Source organism: Parabacteroides caeci, from assembly GCF_023656795.1.
GTDB lineage: Bacteria > Bacteroidota > Bacteroidia > Bacteroidales > Tannerellaceae > Parabacteroides > Parabacteroides segnis.
The window spans coordinates 1-20,162 of sequence record NZ_JAMOKT010000057.1 but is presented as its reverse complement, the minus strand read 5'-3'; the positions used below and the strand labels follow the sequence as shown (position 1 = coordinate 20,162).

The 20,162-nt window shown below is 50.0% G+C and carries 10 protein-coding genes; 5 read left to right on the top strand and 5 right to left on the bottom strand.

Going from position 1 to position 20,162, the window contains the following annotated elements; all coding sequences use genetic code 11:
• Nucleotides 1-4: 4 nt before the first annotated feature.
• Nucleotides 5-3,337 carry an SUMF1/EgtB/PvdO family nonheme iron enzyme gene (locus NBH15_RS22495; protein WP_481354073.1) on the top strand — a complete coding sequence of 1,111 codons (3,333 nt, stop codon included), beginning with the start codon at nucleotides 5-7 and terminating at the stop codon, nucleotides 3,335-3,337.
• A gap of 6 nt (nucleotides 3,338-3,343) precedes the next feature.
• Here the strand turns inward: NBH15_RS22495 and NBH15_RS22490 are convergent, their stop codons facing one another.
• Entirely contained in the window at nucleotides 3,344-6,316 is a 2,973-nt protein-coding gene (locus NBH15_RS22490) for an SbcC/MukB-like Walker B domain-containing protein (RefSeq protein ID WP_250823604.1), read from the bottom strand.
• Nucleotides 6,313-7,563 carry an exonuclease SbcCD subunit D gene (locus NBH15_RS22485; RefSeq protein WP_250823603.1) on the bottom strand — a complete coding sequence of 417 codons (1,251 nt, stop codon included), beginning with the start codon at nucleotides 7,561-7,563 and terminating at the stop codon, nucleotides 6,313-6,315. Before NBH15_RS22485 ends, NBH15_RS22490 begins: the two co-directional genes overlap by 4 nt.
• A 411-nt stretch (nucleotides 7,564-7,974) precedes the next feature.
• On the opposite strand from NBH15_RS22485, the gene NBH15_RS22480 reads away from it, so the two are divergent.
• The 4 genes from NBH15_RS22480 (at nucleotide 7,975) to NBH15_RS22465 (ending at nucleotide 16,542) form a co-directional block, all read left to right on the top strand.
• On the top strand, nucleotides 7,975-11,328 hold the full coding sequence (locus NBH15_RS22480; protein ID WP_250823602.1) for a SusC/RagA family TonB-linked outer membrane protein: 3,354 nt from the start codon (nucleotides 7,975-7,977) through the stop codon (nucleotides 11,326-11,328).
• Nucleotides 11,329-11,346: 18 nt separating this feature from the next.
• Complete coding sequence (locus tag NBH15_RS22475; RefSeq protein WP_250823601.1) at nucleotides 11,347-13,146, top strand: RagB/SusD family nutrient uptake outer membrane protein; 1,800 nt, start codon at nucleotides 11,347-11,349, stop codon at nucleotides 13,144-13,146.
• A 48-nt stretch (nucleotides 13,147-13,194) separates the two neighbouring features.
• Nucleotides 13,195-14,313 carry an Sb-PDE family phosphodiesterase gene (locus NBH15_RS22470; RefSeq protein WP_250823600.1) on the top strand — a complete coding sequence of 373 codons (1,119 nt, stop codon included), beginning with the start codon at nucleotides 13,195-13,197 and terminating at the stop codon, nucleotides 14,311-14,313.
• A gap of 558 nt (nucleotides 14,314-14,871) precedes the next feature.
• Nucleotides 14,872-16,542, top strand: a complete 1,671-nt coding sequence (locus tag NBH15_RS22465) for a putative transporter (RefSeq protein ID WP_128133680.1) — start codon at nucleotides 14,872-14,874, stop codon at nucleotides 16,540-16,542.
• A 50-nt stretch (nucleotides 16,543-16,592) separates the two neighbouring features.
• On the opposite strand, the gene NBH15_RS22460 is transcribed toward NBH15_RS22465, so the two are convergent.
• From NBH15_RS22460 to NBH15_RS22450, 3 genes are all read right to left on the bottom strand, one after another.
• The gene (locus NBH15_RS22460) at nucleotides 16,593-18,242 is read right to left on the bottom strand and encodes a Gfo/Idh/MocA family oxidoreductase (RefSeq protein WP_224264678.1); all 1,650 of its coding nucleotides are present in this window, start codon (nucleotides 18,240-18,242) and stop codon (nucleotides 16,593-16,595) included.
• Nucleotides 18,243-18,246: 4 nt separating this feature from the next.
• Nucleotides 18,247-18,753, bottom strand: a complete 507-nt coding sequence (locus NBH15_RS22455; RefSeq protein ID WP_007652543.1) for a DoxX family membrane protein — start codon at nucleotides 18,751-18,753, stop codon at nucleotides 18,247-18,249.
• A gap of 74 nt (nucleotides 18,754-18,827) precedes the next feature.
• Entirely contained in the window at nucleotides 18,828-20,015 is a 1,188-nt protein-coding gene (locus NBH15_RS22450) for a THUMP-like domain-containing protein (RefSeq protein WP_250823599.1), read from the bottom strand.
• Between the last annotated feature and the right edge of the window lie 147 nt (nucleotides 20,016-20,162).

The window sequence follows — 20,162 nt, the reverse complement described above, 5'->3', positions numbered from 1 at the left end:
GAACATGAAATATAAAGCATATTTATGCTCTTTCCTGTTAACCTTCCCTATTCTGGGTAAGGCTTCAGTCGAAGCTGATTCGTTGCGTCAGGTACAAATAAGCAGGCTGCAAGAGCAAGTCAACTGGGTAAACCCGGAAGCTATACGCGCTTATCTGGACGATACAAAATTATCCTTGGGAGACAAAGCAACCGGACTCTATCAAAAGCTGGAAGAACTGGAAACGCTACTTCCCCGGGTAAACCGGCATTTATCTGAAGACACCACCCGGCAGACCATTGTCGAAGCAGAAAAACTGCTCGCCCTCAAACGGGAAATCATACTGGCTAATCCGCTGCTCGACATAGACAAAATCCTGATAGCCCGTTATCGCCTGGGGAATAAGGCACGCAAAGCGATGGGACCGTCGCTCGGGACCTCCATTGCCAACTATAATTCTTTATTTTCCAGCCGCCGGAAAGGATATAATGCAGAAATCAGCCAGCTTTCAAATCTTCGCGGGGATATTCAAAGTAAAACGATCTATAAGCCGGAAGCGGATGTGCCCATCTCAGATATACAACTGCATTGGGATGCAGACCGGCTGTTGTTCTCCTCCCTTAATGAGAACCGCCAGTGGCAAATCTATGAAATAAACACAGACGGAACGGGCCTGCATCAAAAAGTAGTTGCCGACGAACCGGACCTCGAATTTTGCGACGCCAACTACCTGCCGGACGGCAAAGTGGTGGCCACCTGTAATATCGGTTATAACGGTGTCCCTTGCGTACATGGGGACGATGTCGTTGCCAACCTCGTTTCCTACGATCCGGAAACAAAAAATATCCATCGCCTGACATTCGACCAGGACGGAAACTGGGCGCCGATCGTCATTCCGAATGGCCGCCTGATGTACACCCGCTGGGAATATACCGACCTGACACATTATTTCTCCCGCATTGTTATGCACATGAATCCGGACGGGACAGAAAACAAAGCACTCTACGGAAGCGGTTCCTATTTCCCGAACAGTACGTTCGACATGAAGCCGCTCTCCAAATACAACAGCCGTTTTGTCGGTATCATCTCCGGCCATCACGGAACAGCCCGTTCAGGCCGGCTGATTATTTTTGATCCGGCCAAAAGCCGTAAAGAAGAAAAAGGAATGGTCCAGGAATTACCTTTCAGCAAACGCCCGATCGTCCCGATCATCAAAGACGAACTGGTGGAAGGTGTATGGCCACAGTTCATGAAGCCTTATCCTTTGAATGAAAAATATTTCCTGGTGGCCTGCAAACCCGGCCCCGACGCACTTTGGGGAATCTATCTGGTGGATATATTCGATAATCTTACCCTGATCACCGAGCAGGAAGGCGAAGGCCTCACCGCCCCTATCCCATTGAAAAAAACGGAAACACCTCCTATCATCCCGTCGAAAATCAAACCGGAAGAGAAAGAGGCTACCGTATTTATACAGGACATCTATGAAGGTGAAGGCACGCAAGGCGTCCCGCGGGGAACAATCAAATCGCTCCGCATCTTCGCCTACGAATATGCCTATATCCTCGCCCCTTCCGACCATGATGCACAGGGTATTCAGAGCGGATGGGATATTAAACGTATTCTCGGTACCGTACCTGTCGAAGAAGACGGTTCCGTCATGTTCAAGATACCGGCCAACACACCTGTCTCTATCCAGCCGCTGGATAAAAACGGGGCCGCTATCCAATGGATGCGAAGCTGGCTGACCGGTATGCCCGGCGAGATTGTCTCCTGTACGGGTTGCCATGAAGATCAGAACACGATCGCCATGCCTAAACGCACAATCGCCTCCACTATCCTCCCGCATAAACTGGAAATGCCCGAAGGAGGCGTCCGCCCGTTCACCTTCCGCCTGGAAGTACAACCGGTACTGGACCGCAACTGCGTATCCTGCCACAACGGAACCATCGCCCAGCCGGATTTCCGGAAAGACCAGATGGTCACCTATAAACGTGGCGTCCTGACAAAGCTGGAACGCCATTACGACCAGAGTTATCTGAACCTCCACCCCTACGTGTACCGCCAAGGACCGGAATCGGATATCTATGTGCTTCGCCCTTACGAATATTATGCGAACAACAGCGAACTGATCCGTATCCTGCAAGCAGGTCACCACGGAGTGAAAATACCGGCAAAAGACATGCAGACCTTATACACCTGGATCGACCTGAATGCCCCCTATTTCGGAGCATTCACCCAGCTGGACCTGAAAAAGGAAGCTCCCCAAAACCAGGTAGAACGCCGCATGGAACTGTCAGAGAAGTACAGTGGCGTACGTGTCGACTGGCAACAGGAGATTAAGGATTATGCAGCATGGCTAAAAAATAAGGAGAACAACGAAACAGACGGTACTACCGGAGCGACTTCGTCAACCGAAGCCAACGCAGGTACAACCAAGGATAGAAAGAAAGCAAAAACAATTAAAGTCAAAGGTTTCCCGTTCAGCCAGGAAGAGGCCGTAAAGAAACAGGCCGAAGCCTCCAAGTCCCCACATCAGCTAACTGTTGCTCCGGGTATCACACTGGATATGGTCTGGATTCCAGCCGGTACTTTTGCGATGGGTGACAATAACGATCCGTCTGCCTCACCTGCCTTCAAAACACAGGTTAAGGAAGGTTTCTGGATGAGCACCACCGAAATCACGAACGAACAATTCGGCGCCCTGTTCCCCGAACATGATAGCCGGTATATCGGTCAGACCTGGAAAGATCATACGACTCCCGGTTATGCCGCCAATTTACCGAAACAGCCGGTAATCCGTGTGAGTTGGGAAGAAGCGAACGACTTCTGTAAAAAGCTGGGAGAGAAAAATCAATGCCGTATCGCCCTTCCGACAGAGACACAATGGGAATGGGCCGCCCGTGCAGGATCGGCCGGTGACTTCTGGTTCGGTGACCGTAAAGCAGACTTCGGCATCTACGAAAACCTGGCAGACAGTACGACTGTCGACCTGGCCGTCACCGGTGTAAATCCCAAACCGATGCGTCCCAACGATCCGATGCGCCAGTTCTGGGACTTCCTGCCGAAAGAGTTGGGAGTCAACGACCACCATCTGATATCGGCCGATGTTGCTTCCATGAAACCGAATCCCTGGGGATTATACGACATGAACGGAAACGTAGCGGAATGGACCCGTTCCGATTACCTCCCCTATCCTCTCAAAGAGAAAACGGAAAAGGTCAAACCGGAACAGAAAGTCGTACGCGGAGGCTCCTGGCGTGAACGCCCGAAGTACTCAACATCGGCCATCCGCAAGGCTTATTATCCGTGGCAACGCCCGTTCAATGTAGGGTTCAGGGTTATTGTAGAAGAGTAGAGTCAATCATATCACCTCCAAATAGCTTCTTCCGTTCCCGGCACGGTTCACACGAATCTGTACCGGGATACGTTCCGTCATCTCCTGTACATGTGAGATTACTCCGATCTTGCGGCCTTGTGTACGGAGGCTTTCCAGAGCATCCATGGCAATCCGGAGGGTATCGGCATCCAATGAGCCGAACCCTTCGTCAATGAAAAGGCTTTCTACCTTCATCCGGTTGGAAGACAGGGAAGACAATCCGAGCGCCAATGCCAGCGAAACCAGGAAAGATTCGCCTCCCGACAAACTGTGCACCGTACGCACCTCGTCGCACATATCACGGTCGATAACCTGTAAAGCCAGCGTTTCAGGCACCCGTTCCAACCGGTAACGGCGGCTCAGGTCACGCAACTGCACATTTGCATAACTTAGCAATACATCCAACGTATACCCCTGAGCGATACGGCGGAACTTGGCACCATCGGCCGAACCTGCCAGGTCATTCAGTTTCGCCCAACGTTCACTCTGCTTACGGCAGGCTTCGAGTTCTTCCTGCTGACTGGCTATCTTCCGTTTGTTCTCGGATTGGGTACGGAGCCGGAAGGCATATTCATTCTTTTCCTGGGTAATACGGGGAAGAAGAAGTTCCAGCACCTCCCCTTCATGAGTCCGATTCCAGGATTCTGACCAGTCGGACAAAGCCTTTTGGCGAACCAATAAATCTTCCGACGCTTTTTCCAGGTCGCGGGCAATCTGATCGGAGATACCCCGCAGCTGGTCAGCAACACCCGACTGCTCCGTCTGAACGGCTTGCAGGCGTTTCAGGCGCTCTTTCAGTTCCTCTTTACGACGGTTGTAATCCTGTTCAACCAGGTCGGCTGGCTTACCGGAAAGCAGTTTAGAACGTTCGGCCTGGAGCGCGGTAAATTCAGAACGGTTCTTGTCATGACGCAGGGTAGCCTCTTCTACTTCTTTAGTCAGCGAAGGGAGGAAAGAGGCGTACGATTCGCATTCGGCCTTAAGTGCACTCTGCTCCCGTTGCAGTTGTTGCAGCTTTTCCGTATTTTCATGCCACTGGCGGGCAAAGGTGGTTAAGGTATCCCGGAAAGAGTCCGGGTCCTGTTGCCAGGCTTTTTGCCATTCGTCATTCCCGAAAAGGCGGTTGGCGGCGGAGAGGGACTTCTCCAGCGTCTCGCGGCTTTCCACACGAATCGCTTCTTCACGGGTTATCTGCGTCTCAGCCAGTTTCTGGCGTCCCTGAATATCCGTGCGGGATTGTTCAGCTTCCGTCAGTTCCTTATGCAGTTGCAGAAGTTGCCGGCGAAGCTGGTTCAGTTGCTTTTCGCCGGTGGCATAAGACGTTTTACGTTCGGCTAACTGCTGAAGTTGCAATGTAAGCGCAGCAATAAGTTTCGGCATTTCAGAGGCAGCCGAATGAGTGACGGCCGGATGCTCCGTGCTGCCGCATACCGGACAGGGGCTGCCTTCTTGTAGTTTCTTCCTCAGTTCCATAATATCACCGCTGGCCGTTTGCCGAGCCTGCTCAACCAACAGGTTCTCACGTTCCACACGAACCGATTCTATCTGTTTGTCAAGGAACTCTATATCTTGCTGCTTCAACTCCTGTTCGAGCTTACTGATGTCCTCCTCCGTCTTCCGGAGAGCAGCCTGTTTATTTCCGGCTGTGCGCTGAACGGTTTCCAACTGAACAATCAGGCGGGCGGCCGTCTGTTTAACAGTCTCTATCGTTTTACCTGATTTTTCCATTGCCTGACGGGCACCGGCAGCAGTATCTAAATGCAGCAACAGAGCGAAAAGCTGTTCTGCAATACTTTCTTTACGTTCATAACGCTTCCGCCAGTCGGTCAGGTGGGTAATCTCGGCCAGGCTTTGTTGTTGTCGGGTCCGGGCGGCTTTCAACTTATCCTCTCCCTCCTTCTGCCGGCGGAGTACTTCCCGCAGGCGGGTTTCCGTTTCTTTCACCGAACGGGTTACCTCATCGAGGCGCACGTCCAGTTTACGGGCTTGCTGCAACTCCTGCTGCAAGGCTTTGAAGTCTGCTTCGGAGCGTTGTTCATCCTGAATACCCTGTTCGTACTCTTTACGGGCGGTATTCAATAGTTCCGTAGCCCGGAGCAGTTTGGCGGCAGCCTCTTTCTGCTGAACCTGCCGGGATTCTATCTGCTGTCCGGTAGATTTAACGGCCTCCTGCAAAGCCTGTTGTTCGGCTTTCGCCTTTTCCAGAGCGGACAAAACGTCTTCCGACTCTTTCAGCCGGGTTTGCAGTTCCTGTTCCGCTTCTTCCGTCAATAACTCGATTCCCTGGATGCGGGCCTGTACCTTATCGTAAGCCTCTTTGGCGACAGCATTCTTTTCAAAAATCAGGCGGGAGATGGAAGAATAAAGTTCCGTGCCAGTCAGCTTTTCAAGCAGCGACGCTTTTTCTCCCTGCTCCGCTTTCAGGAAAGTGGAGAAATCGTTTTGCGCCAGCAGGACGGAACGGGTAAACTGTTCAAAGGTCAGGCCAATCAGTTCTACCGTACGCGCCTGCAATTCCGAACGGGTTCCCTGCTCTTCTTCTTCCTTATCTATATTATATAAGGTAACGCGGGGACTTTGCAAACGTCCGTTTTCCTTGTCGCGGGCACGTCCTACCGACCAGCGCGAACGGTAACGGTGACCGTTCAACGCCAGAAAGTCGACTTCCGCATATCCCGAAGCCGTTCCTCTTCGTAACAGGAAACGGGGGTCGCTCTGGGGAAGCACCTCCTCATTCACATCCCGCAGTCTCACATTATTCTCTTTTGCCTGGTCCGTACGCGGCGTACGGGCAAATAAAGCCAGGCACATGGCATCCAATATCGTAGACTTCCCGGCTCCCGTCGGTCCCGAAATGGCAAAGATTCCGGCAGACAACAAGGGTTCGGCTGTAAAATCAACATCAAAATCTCCTTCCAGCGAGGCCAGGTTACGGCCCCGTATCGCTAATATCTTCATAAAGAAACCTCCCGCATTACATCGTTGAACAATGATTCGATATCTTCCGGCAACTCGCCGCCATACTTACTGGTAAAGGCATGTTTCAGCATATCCAGCGGGGCGATGCGTTGCAGGTCGTTGTAAGACAACGGACGGACCGTATCCGCCTCCTCCCGTTTCGGATAAGACGGGACGATAGAAGTCAGGCGGACCGCTTTATCAGCCAGCGCCTCTTCTACGCGGTGGCGGAATCCCGGGTCGGGCTCCGTCAGCAAAACACGCACCTCCACATACGGCCAACGGGCCGGTTCGTCGCCCTCTTCCTGATTAGCAACAGGCAGTCCGGCAAGCTGTTCAACCACCTCCTCCGGTGATGCAGGCTGCTCCGGAATCCGGTGCAAGGCCGCAAACAAAGGGACAGGCAGCGGTTCGACATCTAATAAGCATCCATTTTCCACCGTAACGGCAACGACCTGGTGACGGTAGTTCGTTTCCGAAAAAGACATCGGCAACGGACTACCGGAATAGCGCAGGTTCTCCCTGCCTCCTATCCGCTGCGCTTTATGGATATGCCCGAGCGCCGTATAAGCCAGCCCTTCATCGAACGTATCGGAAGAGACGGATTCCAGACCGCCCATAATGATGCGCTCGCTACGGTCGTCGTCCGACAGTTCAGCCCCGGTAGCATGCAGATGCCCCATGGCGACCAATGCCTCACCGAGCTGCCGCCGGGCATCGGCGAAATCATAGAGCTGGCGGTACATGCGGTTTATGCCGGCTATATATGTATCATGCCCCTCCTCCGGAGCCGGATAATCTCCCTGACGCAGATAAGGAACGGCGAGACACCAACCTTCCCGCTTTTTCTCCTTATTATATAAAGGTATCACCAGGGAATCGAAGTCAATCTCTCCGCTTTCCGTCCGCCGGATAATCCCGACAATAGAGGTATTCAACTCTTCCAGCAAAGGAATCGGAGATTCCAGCCGCGCAGCCGAATCATGGTTGCCGGCAACGACAATAACCTGCAAATGCGGATTGCGCCGGTTCGCCTCTTTCAGGAAATGAAAGAAACGGCGTTGCGCCGAAGCGGACGGGTTAGCTACATCGAACACATCACCGGCAATCAACAGGACATCTGTCTGCTGTTCCGCCAGGGTATCCACCAGCCAGTTCAGAAAGGCATCGTGTTCTTCCTCCCGGTCATAACCGAAGAAAGTCTGGCCGAGATGCCAGTCGGCAGTATGTATAATCTTTAAAGACATAGTTTGTATATCTTGTTTCCGTTAAAATGAAGATTCAAAGATAAAGGATAATTCAGACATATACAGCCTGGCGGTGACTTTATATAAACACAAAAATAACTGCTGGTATTGCATATCACAACTGGATTCCTTTCATATCACAGTTGGATTCCGTTTGTTTCACAGATGGATTTCTTGTGTATCACAGCTGTGAAACACAAAGAGGATCGGATGAAAACGCCAGTGGCTCGGGAGGTAATCCGTTCTGTCTGCCGGGTAAACGGTTGCATCCCGGCAGACAAATTCAGCTATCTCTCAGGCATTTAGTTCTGTAACCGATAAGTTATGGAATTGTCTTGGTAATGAAAAATAGCAGTAACCGGTTCGTAATCCGGGCACTCTACTTTTGCAGCAACAAAAAGGAACAAATTTATGACAAATTTTACTTCTGACTCGCGTGTAGGGCGTGTACTCCTACTCCCGGCCGGATTATTGGCTTGCAGCTTATTTACCCCTTTTACCGTAACTGCAAAGAATAACATTCCGGTAACAATCTCCCAGCAGGTTCGAACAAAGATACAGGTGAACGGTACCGTTACCGATGCGACCGGCGAACCACTGATCGGAGCGACCGTTCTCGAAAAAGCCAGCGGTAACGGAACGATTACCGACGTCGACGGAAATTTCAGTCTGGCAGTCCCCACCGATGCCGTATTATCGGTTAGTTACATCGGTTACAAACCACAGGACATCGTAGTCAACGGCAAAACGACTTTCAATGTCGTGCTGGAAGACGATTCCGAGAAACTGGAAGAAGTGGTCGTTGTCGGCTACGGCGTGCAACGCAAGGTGAACCTCTCCGGTTCCGTAGACCAGATTAATGCCAAGCAACTGGAAGCCCGCCCAATCACGAACATTTCAAAAGGTTTGCAGGGGATGGTCCCCAACCTGAACATCGACTTCACCAGCGGTGAACCGGGACAGGCCGCCAAAATCAATATTCGTGGAGAAGCCTCCATCAACGGTGGCAGCCCGCTGATCCTGATAGACGGTGTCGCCTCGGATGCCGAAGAACTGAACCGGTTGCTCCCGGAAGACATCGAAACCCTTTCGGTGTTGAAAGATGCCTCCTCCGCAGCCATCTACGGTGCGCGTGCCGCCTTCGGTGTCATCCTGATAACCACAAAACAGGGTAGCAGCGACCGCATCCAGGTAAGCTACAATAACAACTTTGCCTGGAAACGCCCTTCTATCCTCCCTAACAAAACTTCCGACCCTTATATCTACCTGAAACTGAAAAACATCGCCGTACTCAACACGCCCTGGAGTTCCGGCCACGTCGCCAGCGACGAACGCCTGGAATGGGCACGCCAGCGATCCGACAATCCTGACGGGACCGACCCGGTGCGCCTCAACCCGCTCGACGAAACGCAGTGGGAATATATGGGAAACCGCGACTGGACACGTTATTTCCTGGATAAGAATACATTCAGCAATACACACCAGCTATCAGTTTCCGGCGCCACCGAGAAAACGAAGTTCTACCTTTCCGGCGGTGTGGACGATGAGAACGGTATCCTGGCCGGTATCGTAAAGAATGACAACTACCGCCGCTACAGTATGCGGGCCAAGGTCAGTTATAAAATATGGGATTGGCTGACACTCTCGAACAATACTTCGTTTGTCGCCACCAACCGTATCAAACCGAGTTATCTTTCCAGCCGCGGCGAACCGTATATCGACAGCAACGGTATCCGCCAGAAAGGGAACGGCGACTCGAACATGAGCATCTTCTACGACCTGGCTCCCACCGACTGGGACAAGAACCCGGACGGAACCTGGGCAAACAATGCCGCCGGTATCGCCATGGCCCAGCTGGTAGACGGAGGCGAAGAGACGACCCAATACAACCGCCTGCAAAGTACGTTCTCCGCCGAGATGTCTTTCTGGGAAAAGATGCTGACGGTAAACGCCAACTTCACTTTCATGAAAGGAAACGAAGATTACAACTGGTTCAAAAACAAATATGTAATCGGATACGGACCGAACGATATCCGCGAACTGGGCGACAGCAAAGCCTACAAAAGCACGACCAACGATTATTACAGCGTATTGGAACTGTTTGCGACTTTCAACAAGGCTTTCGACAAACATTACGTGACCGGTATCCTCGGTTTCAACCAGGAATACAACCGCTGGAACTGGTACAAAGCCGAACGCGAAGGAATCATCTCGACCTCACTCCCGTCCATCGGACTGTCGTCGGGCGACCAGTTCGTCAGCGAGCAATATGCCGACTGGGCCATCCGCGGGCTTTTCTTCCGTGCCAACTATACGTATGACAACCGTTATATCTTCGAAGTGAACGGGCGTTACGACGGAACATCCCGTTTCCCCAAGGAAAAACGTTTCGGATTCTTCCCCTCCGCTTCCGCTGCCTGGCGCGTGGATGCCGAACCGTTCTTCGAATCATTCCTTTCGACTGTCAGCCAGTTGAAGGTGCGCGCTTCATACGGTTCGCTGGGTAACCAGCTTGTCGGGGAATACGGTTATATCCCGGCCATGAGTTCACAGCTGGGTAATTACATCATCAACGGCAAATTGCAACAGGTGGTAACCCCTCCTTCGCTGGTCTCTCCGGATTACACCTGGGAGGAAGTCCGTACCCTGAACGGAGGTCTCGACCTGGCTTTCCTGGATAATAAACTGACAGCCACTGTCGATGTGTACCGCCGCGACACCAAAGGAATGCTTACGCTGGGCAAAGAACTTCCGGGCGTACTCGGCGCCAGCGAACCGAAAGAGAATGCCGCCGACATGAAAACAACCGGTTGGGAGCTGACAGTCGGCTACCGCGACCAGTTCCAGCTGGACGGCAAACCATTCAATTGGGGTGTCAAATTCATGCTCTCGGATAACCGTTCGTGGATTACTCGGTTCGACAACCCGAACGGGAGCCTTACCCAATATTACAAGGGACAGGAACTGGGCGAAATATGGGGATTGCAAAGCGACGGTTTCTTCCAGAGTGAAGATGAAATCAAGAACCTCGACCAGTCGTCCATCATCCCCTGGGGTGCCCTGGAAATCGTCAACGGATGGCCGAAATATAAGGACCTGAACGGTGACAAGAAAATCACCAAAGGAAGCGTCACTGTAAGCGACCCAGGCGACCTGAGTGTCATCGGAAACTCTTCTCCCCGCTTCCGCTTCGGGTTCAACCTGAATGCCGAATGGAACGGATTCGACCTGTCGGCCTTCTTCCAGGGGATTGCCAAACGCGATTATTACCCGATGAGTTACCTCTATTGGGGATTCTACCAGCAGCCGTATGCCGGCGGTCCCGAACACCTGTTCGACTTCTACCGTCCGACAACCGACAGCGATGTGGATATGGCCAAACACTCACAGTCCTATATCAATGCCGGGCTGGCAAACCAGAATCTGAATGCCCGTTATCCGGTACTCCAGTCATGGCTCGCCGACAAGAACCTGGGCACCGATATCGACCAGTCGATGGGACTGGCCATCCCGCAGACCAACTATCTGCTGAACGGTGCTTACCTGCGTATCAAGAATATCACGCTGGGATATACCCTGCCGTCCGAATGGACCCGAAAGGCACATCTGAGCCGGGTACGCGTCTTTGTCAGCGGCGATAACATCTTCGAATGGAGTGCCCTGAAGAAATACTTCGACCCCGAAGCCGTTACCGACGCATCCAACTACGGTTATGTCTATCCGTTCAACCGCCAATACTCATTCGGCGTCAATGTCACATTCTAATCATCAAAAAAAGCAACAATGAAAAAAGAGTTATATTACCTGGCAACGCTTCTTACGTGCCTCGCATCGACTTCCTGCAACGACAATTTTATGGAACGCCATCCGCAGACGGAGATTGGCGTAGACAGTTACTTCAATACGGAGCAGGATTTGAAAATGTATTGTTACAACCTGTACGATTTCCCCAACTTCAACAATTACGTAGCCGATGCCGGAACCGACAACCAGGCAACGACAGACGTCGTGGAAGTAAAGAACATCATGATTTCGACCAATGCCAATTCGACAACGGTGAGTTCCGGATGGGACTGGGAGAAGTTACGGACAATCAATCTTTTCCTCGATAACTGTGAAAAGGCTGCCGTAGCCGAAGACGTGCTTGCCCATTACCAGGGAGTAGCCCGCTTCTTCCGGGCCCGTTTCTATATGGACAAGGTAAAACGTTTCTCCGACGTGCCCTGGTACGACAAAACGCTGACTACCTCAGACGAAGACTTATATAAACCGCGTGACTCCCGCGACGTTGTCATCCAGAAGATATTTGAAGACTACCGGTTTGCCGCCGAGCACGTGAAGACCGATCAGGAGACAGGCGCCGTGGATAAATGGGTGGTCCTCACCTATATGGCACGCCATGCGCTGTACGAAGGTACCTACCGCAAATATCACGACGAACTGAATTTGCAGGCTTCAGCCAACACCTATCTGAAAATAGCCGCTGATGCCGCTCTCCAAATCATGAACGAAGGAGGCTTCAGCATCTATACGACCGGCGATACGGATAACGATTACCACACCTTGTTTGAAAGTCCCGACCTGAGTAGCAATCCGGAAATTATTCTGGCCACTTATTTCGACAGAAAGATAAAAGGGAATGGCTTCTGGGCTTTCATGTTCGGTAATTATATTCCTTGCCCGACCAAAGACCTGGTACAATCTTACCTGATGAAAGACGGTTCCTACTACTCCGCCCAGCCGGGTTATGAAACCAAACAGTTCGTGGAAGAATTTCAGAACCGCGACCCGCGCATGTGGCAGACACTCGCCTGGCCGGGATGGGAGCTAATCAACACGATGACCTATGCCCCGGGAGCCGGCATCTATGTGCAGAATCTGAACAAGAACTTCTCCGGCTACCATCAAATCAAAGGTTTCATCAATAATAAGGACGAGGATTATTACCTGGGTATCGACTACCCTGTACTGCGTTACGCCGAAGTACTGCTGACCTATGCCGAAGCCCGTGCCGAACTGGGTGAGTTAACCCAGGACGATTTGGATAAAACAATCAACCGCCTCCGTTCGCGTGCCGGCATCCCTCCCCTGAAACTGAATCCGGCAGCCGACCCGGTCATGCAGAAAGCCTTCCCTGGCATCTCCTCCACCTTACAGGAGATACGCCGCGAACGTCGTGTCGAACTGGCCCTCGAAGGTTTCCGCTACGATGACCTGATGCGCTGGAAATCCGGCAAATTACTAGAAAAAGAACCCGAAGGCCTCTACTTCCCTTCCTTAGGCAAATTCGACCTGACAGGCGACGGAATAGAAGATATTTACCTGATTCCTTCCTCACAGGATATCCCCGCCGAAGCGGATAAGGAAACCAATTCGCTGGGTAAAAAGCTGGTATATTACAAAACCGGCACAATCGACGACACAAATGCGACTGTTTACCTGGCCGAAGGGACAAAAGGAAATATCCTGACAATTAAAGACATGGGCACCTTCCAGGAACCCAAATTCTATTACCGCCCCGTCCCGAAACACGAGGTCGACCTGAATCCGGCATTGGCTCCGCAGTTGTTCGGGTGGGAATAAAACAAGTGATAAACAGACATAAGATAATAATACTAAAAACAAGAATATATGAAAACGACAAATGTATTAATCGCCTTATCATTCATGGCGGTAAGCGTATGTAGCCATGCACAGGAAGCGCTACCCAAACAAATAAAAGTCGGAAAAGAGCGAGTGAAGGCACGCAAGGAAATCCGGTTACCCGAAATAGACGGATATAACCTGCTGAAATGTGATTTCCATATCCATACAATCTTCTCCGACGGCATCGTATGGCCGACATTGCGAATACAGGAAGCCTGGGAAGAAGGTCTCGACGCCATCGCCATCACCGACCATATCGAAGGACAGCCGGCGCGTCCCGGTGTAGAAAAAGGAAATCATAATTATTCCTTCGACCTGGCAAAAGAAGAAGCGGACCGCCGGGAAATCATCCTGATAAAAGGGGGCGAAATCACTCGCTCGATGCCTCCCGGACATCTGAACGCCTTGTTCGTCAAAGATGTAAATGCGCTCGACCAGAAGGATTATATGAAAGCAATCGAAGAAGCCCACAACCAGGGTGCTTTCATTCAATGGAATCATCCGGGATGGGGTGTCGACTCTATCCTATGGCACGACGTACACGAAACGCTCTACCAAAAAGGCTGGCTGAACGGCATCGAGGTATTCAACGAATTTGAATGGTATCCGGTCGCCCTGAACTGGGTAAACGAAAAGAACCTGACCTTACTTTGCAACACCGATGTACACGACGTAATCGAACGCTTGTATGATTTCCGCACCACCAGCCACCGTCCGATGACGCTTGTCCTGTCGAAAGACCGCACGGAAGAGGGAATCCGCGAAGCTCTTTTCGACCGCCGTACCCTGATATGGTTCTATGACACCCTAATGGGAAAAGAAGATTTACTGCAAAAGTTCTTCGAAGCTTCCGTCGAAATGAAACCGGTCCACCACTCCACCCCCGAACGTTCATATCGGAGTATCGTGAACCATACAGATGTCCCCTTCCTCCTCCGGAAAACGGATAAGAATGCAAACGGTTATCCGGAAACAATCGAGATACCCGCCGGAGAAACGATACTTGTCATACAACCTAAAGCAAACAGCAACCAATCCGTATCTTACCAGGTCGAGAATATGATTATCAGCCCGGAAAAGAGATTAGAGGTTCGGCTGTTTTAAGGTTTTAGTTCAAAGGGATATTGTTGTTATTATTTGTTTTAAATATTTCAATAATTGCCAGGTTTGAGCTATCTTTTATAGCAACTGGTTGTACCTGGCTCCCCTCTTGAGAGGGGGAAGGGGGTGTGTCATATCCCCGCCATACAACCACCATAATCAGAGTCACTTGACTATTACAGGTTCATTTGCCGTTTGCTTCAGCTGACGGTTTACAAGTTGTTTCTCTCTTTTGGCTTCAGCCACATTTCTCCTAGATAGAAACCTGTAAGAAATGGGACTAAAGTCCAATGAGATAACCCCTTGACTAATCCGTCAGCTGAAGCAGACGGCAAATAAACCTGTAACAAGGCTTGTTTTATTGACTGGTTTTAACACACCCCCTACCCCCTCTCAAGAGGGGAGCCAGGTACAACCAGTCAATAAACAGATAGCTCAATTTTTTCTATATTCGAGCGCGAAGCCTAATTTTCAATTCTCAATTTTCCAATTGCCCTTTATTTCTTATGATATTATCAAAATTAAACCCCTATCTTTGCAATCTCAACAAAAAACTCTCTTATGAATTGGTTGCAGGAAGCTTTTTTAGAGCCGACGATGTTGCAGGCTGTTATAGTTATCTCACTGGTTTCGGCCGTGGGATTATTCTTGGGAAGACAGAAGATATTCGGTATATCGCTGGGGATCACCTTCGTATTCTTTGCCGGGATTCTGGCCGGGCATTTCGGGATTGTTGTTAATAAAGACATGCTGAACTTCGCACAGAGCTTCGGCCTGATTCTGTTTGTCTACTCTTTAGGGTTACAGGTCGGTCCGGGTTTCTTCTCCTCTTTAAAAAAAGGCGGGGTAGCTATGAACATGATGGGGTTGGGCGTCATCCTGCTGGGATTGCTCATGACTCTTGTTTTCCATTGGACGACCGATGTTTCGTTGCCGAATATGGTCGGCCTGCTTTGCGGAGCCGTCACCAACACACCGGCTCTGGGGGCCGCACAACAGGCTTTATTACAGGTAGAACCGGCCGATTACAAGGAAGTGACCGATATGGCACTGGCTTGTGCCGTAGCCTATCCTTTGGGAGTCGTAGGGGTTATCCTGGCTATTATCCTGCTGAAAAAAGTGTTCGGAGACAAGAACCTGGCGGATGACAAAGAAAAACATAACACGAAACCCAATATTACCGAATTCCATATCAGCAACCCTGCTATCTACGATAAAAGTATCAAGGATATCATGAAGCTGACGGAGAAACATTTTGTGATTTCCCGCGTGTGGCGTAACGGAAAAGTAAGTATCCCCACCTCCGACACCGTACTGCATGAAGACGACCATCTACTGATTATTTCCCATAAATCAGATGTCGAAACCATTAAAGTGCTTTTCGGAGAACAGGAAAACGTCGACTGGAACAAAGAAGACATCGACTGGAATGCAATCGACTCGCAACTGATATCCCGCCGCATCGTCGTTACCCGCAACCGGGTAAACGGCGTAAAGCTCGGTTCGCTCCGACTACGTAACCTGTACGGCATCAATATCACCCGTGTAAACCGTGCCGGTATCGACCTGGTTGCCGACTCGGCCCTACACCTGCAAATCGGCGACCGGTTGACAATCGTAGGCGAGAAAAATGCAGTCAATAATGTAGGCCGGATTCTGGGAGACGAAATCAAACGCCTGGATAATCCGAACCTGCTGGCGGTATTTATCGGTATCTCACTGGGGGTTCTGCTGGGGTCCCTGCCGATCATGTTGCCGGGGATGACTACACCAATCAAATTGGGTATTGCCGGCGGTCCCATTATTGTCGGTATCCTGATGGGTGCTTTCGGCCCGCGTTTCCATCTGACTACTTATACGACCATGAGTGCCAACCTGATGCTGCGCCAATTAGGTATCGTCATCTATCTGGCCGGGCTTGGGATTGATTCGGGAGCCCATTTCTTTGAGACCGTATTCCGGGCGGAAGGGGCTTTATGGGTCGGACTAGGTTTTCTGCTGACGATTGTCCCTGTCCTGATTGTCGGTTTCATCGCTTCCCAGTTCTTCAAACTCGACTATGCACACAACGTCGGGATGCTCTGCGGCAGTATGGCAAACCCCATGGCCCTGACCTATGCCAATACAACGGTCGAAGGCGACGAACCATCGGTAGCCTATGCTACGGTTTATCCTTTATCCATGTTTATCAGGGTGATATCGGCGCAGTTAATCATTATGCTATTTACATAAAAAAGGGGGGAACTTTCATTCCCCCTCCCTCATAATATAATCAGTATCGATTATCCTTTCACAATCTCTTCTTTCTCTTTATCCCAGTACATCGTACGTCCTTCCAGATAAGCATGTGTTCCCATATGGGCAGTCATCGCTTCCTGGAATGCGGCATCTATGTTACAGCTCGGCTGTTTATTCTGACGGATACATTCCAACCATTCACGAATATGCAGGTGAGTCGTGTCGTAACGTTTACCGCTTACATAGGTGTAAAGCAAACCGCGCTGGGCAAAATATAATTCTGTAGGTGACGTAATAGCATCCACCGAATTTTGTCCCGGTACATAGGTGTAGAACGGTTCGTTCGGTTTGATGATCCCCTTGTCCATCTTCTCCTTGTAAATTTCAGAAGCCGGGTCTGCTTTCAGCGTAATCGTATTGGACAATTCCATCTGGGCATCATGTCCCATAATGACCTTTCCACGCGGACGGTTGCTGGCCAATGTAGCACTGTACAACATCGTCATATCCCGGTCGGGGAATTCGAAAGTAGTCTGCAAGACGTCAGGTACCGTACGTCCGTCCTTGAAGTAATAGACACCACCCGACGAAGTTGCCGAATGAGGAATACCCACTCCGAATATCTGATTGATCGCATCATACTCGTGTGTCAGCAAGTCACCGCTCAAACCGGTACTGTAATCCCACCAGCAACGCCAGCGGAAGAAACGTTCCAGGCTGAATTTATCACGGGGATCAGGACCGATATACCGTTGCAGGTTGTTCGATGTCATATAGTCGGTATATTCCTTGATGCGTTCTTCCGGTCCTTCGAACTGTTTCCAGTCGATTGTGTCGGGAGAAGCGCCGTCTATCAGCGGATATACCCACGCTCCGTTCGGATCGTTACGGTTGGTACATACTTCGATCAGCGATACTTTGCCGATCAGGCCTTTATCGATGATCTCCTTGGCACGGATATAACTGTCGGTCTGACGTCCCTGATGCCCCAGCTGGAAAACAATACCGGTTTCCTTAACCACCTGGCGCACCTGATAAGTCTCAGGTACTGTCCACGATAACGGTTTTTCCACATAGACATGCTTTCCTGCTTTTGCTGCTTCCATCGCCATCGTACTGTGCCAATGGTCGGGGGTAGCGATAATAACTGCGTCGATGTCATCGGCCGCCAGCAATTCTTTATATGTTCTGTAACGTTTCGGCCGTTTCCCGAACTTTCCGTTCGAACCTTCGCGATGAATATTGGATGCCGCCAAAACAGCCGCTTCACCATACACATCGAAGATATCGCACACGCCGGTTACTTCGATATTCAGGTCATCCTGCTCCAGGAACTGCTCATAACGCTTGTCCTTGCTATCGTTCTTCGCCCCTTCAATCAGGCCGTCGATCCAGGAAGGTTCGGCAAAACCGGCTGCACGCATCAGCTGCTTGCCGCGGATACCGAAACCGATCATTCCGATACGAATCTTTTTCCCGTCCGGCTGGGCAGGAATCATATAATGTTCTTTATCAAACTTAAAGGCACTACCCAGACTTTTCGACTTTTTGTCGTACGTCTGTTTCTTGTAGACACCATAACCCAGTGCCCCCAATACCGGAATGGTAGCCAACGCCTTCAGGGCATTACGACGTCCTTCAGACTGAGGCCCCTGATTTTCTTTCGGAGTATTATTATTGTTTTCTGTTGCCATGATATTACATTAATTTGAGTTTAGACAATAAGGGAATCGCTTTTTTCAGATAGCGGTCCAGCCCGATAATATGAGAGGTGGGAAAAACCAGCAGTACAGCCAGAGCCGCCATCTCTACCAGATTCTTGTCTATCCACAGATAAGACCCTTCGAACGGCATCATATATTGTGCCCCGATAAACGAAGGATGGGAAAGGTAATAAAATGCAAGCAATATCATCGCTCCGATAGAAGAGAGTTTGCTGAAAGCACCGGTAATCAGTCCGAGACCAATTAACAACAGCGCCCATTCGTTCAGCGCATTAACCATGTTCATCATGGCCGGATCACTAGCCAATCCGGCGAAAAAGTCAGACATAAAACCTTTGGAATCGAGCAGGTAAGGAAGCGATGTCCATTTGGGATTCAGGATCTTCACCAGTCCTTCGTAGGCAAAATGCCAGCCAATGAATAATCGCAGTACAACCATCGCGGTCAACTGCGCAGAAGTGTAAGAATCTTTTTGTATCATTTCATGTATTTGATTTATCGCCGCAAATATAGGGATAAAATCCGGAGAACAAAGGATTTGAAATACTGATGATACTAAAACTTTCTACATTTTACCAAAATTTTACTATTGTCGGCCTGAGTAGTAGCAAAAAGATATACATCTCCACCATCCATGATCTTTGTGCGTTTACGCAATTCTTCTACGGATAGAGGGAAATTACGGACAGTGATATTTGCACGGGGTATTTGTCCGGATATTCCTTTGCAGAGTTTCCCAGTAAAAGGGAATACCTCTTCTACGACAAAACTCCTGCCCGGAAAAACAGCTACTCCTGTATCAGAGGTATAAAGATGGCTACTCGTATGCAACTTTTCAAGTCCGAAACGGGTAGCGGTACTTTTAAAAGCACCGGCTTTCAACAGTGAGGAATTAGGTTCATAGAGATAGTTTTTTATCTGACCGGACAGATGTAATTCTTCCCGGCTCTCATCCTGCAAAGTAAAAATAAAAGATTCTTCCTCCCCATTACCTGTATAATTAATGCAATGAATAGCCGGAGATGTTACGGGTACATCCCTTTCCACAATAAAAAGCAGTTCCTTACATTCGTTCTTTACCGATAACACATGGACCTCCGTAGTTCCGGGCAAGAGTTCCAATGTCAACCGTATATCGGCCATAGGAGATAACTTTGCAATCACTTTCGGCGCATGGCGGAAGAGTTCCGGCAACAAGGCCGGCAGGTCGGGCTCACAATCCTGCAAAGCAAAAACCCGTTTATTCCCTTCGCCGCGGCGGGCCGGGTCAATATAAAAAACATCGGTTCGGGACAGTTGGGATATTAACATTGTGCTATCCCCTTCCACAACCGTTATATTATCGACACCCAATGCTGAAAAATTATTACGGGCAGCCTCGCAATAGGCAGGGAAACGTTCTATATAAGTTACTTGGCGGACTTTCCGGGAAAAGTAATAACTGTCAATTCCCAGGCCACCGGTCAGGTCGCACAGGGTTTCATCTTCCTTCACCAAACGCTGTTTATAGGAAGCCGTCTGTTCAGATGAACATTGCTCTGCCGATATTTTTGAAGGAAATAACAAATCGTCGTTTGCATACCATAGAGGCAGCTTTTCCCTAATCTGGCGCCGGGATGCAATCTGCTCTGCTGCAAAAGGAACATCGATTGAAGGATAACGGAATGCACTCAGCAAAAGACGTATCAAATCATCGCCTGCATGTTCTTTTACAAATCTCCGGAATTCATCTGTCTGTTTCATGCGGCAAAGATAAGGTTTTTATGATTATAATACTTCGTTAAATTTATAACTAATCCGTTGAGAACAAATAAGTTAATTGATAAAATTTAGTACAATAAAATAGGTCAAGTGGCTGATTTTCATTACCTTTAATGGTATCCTACCACA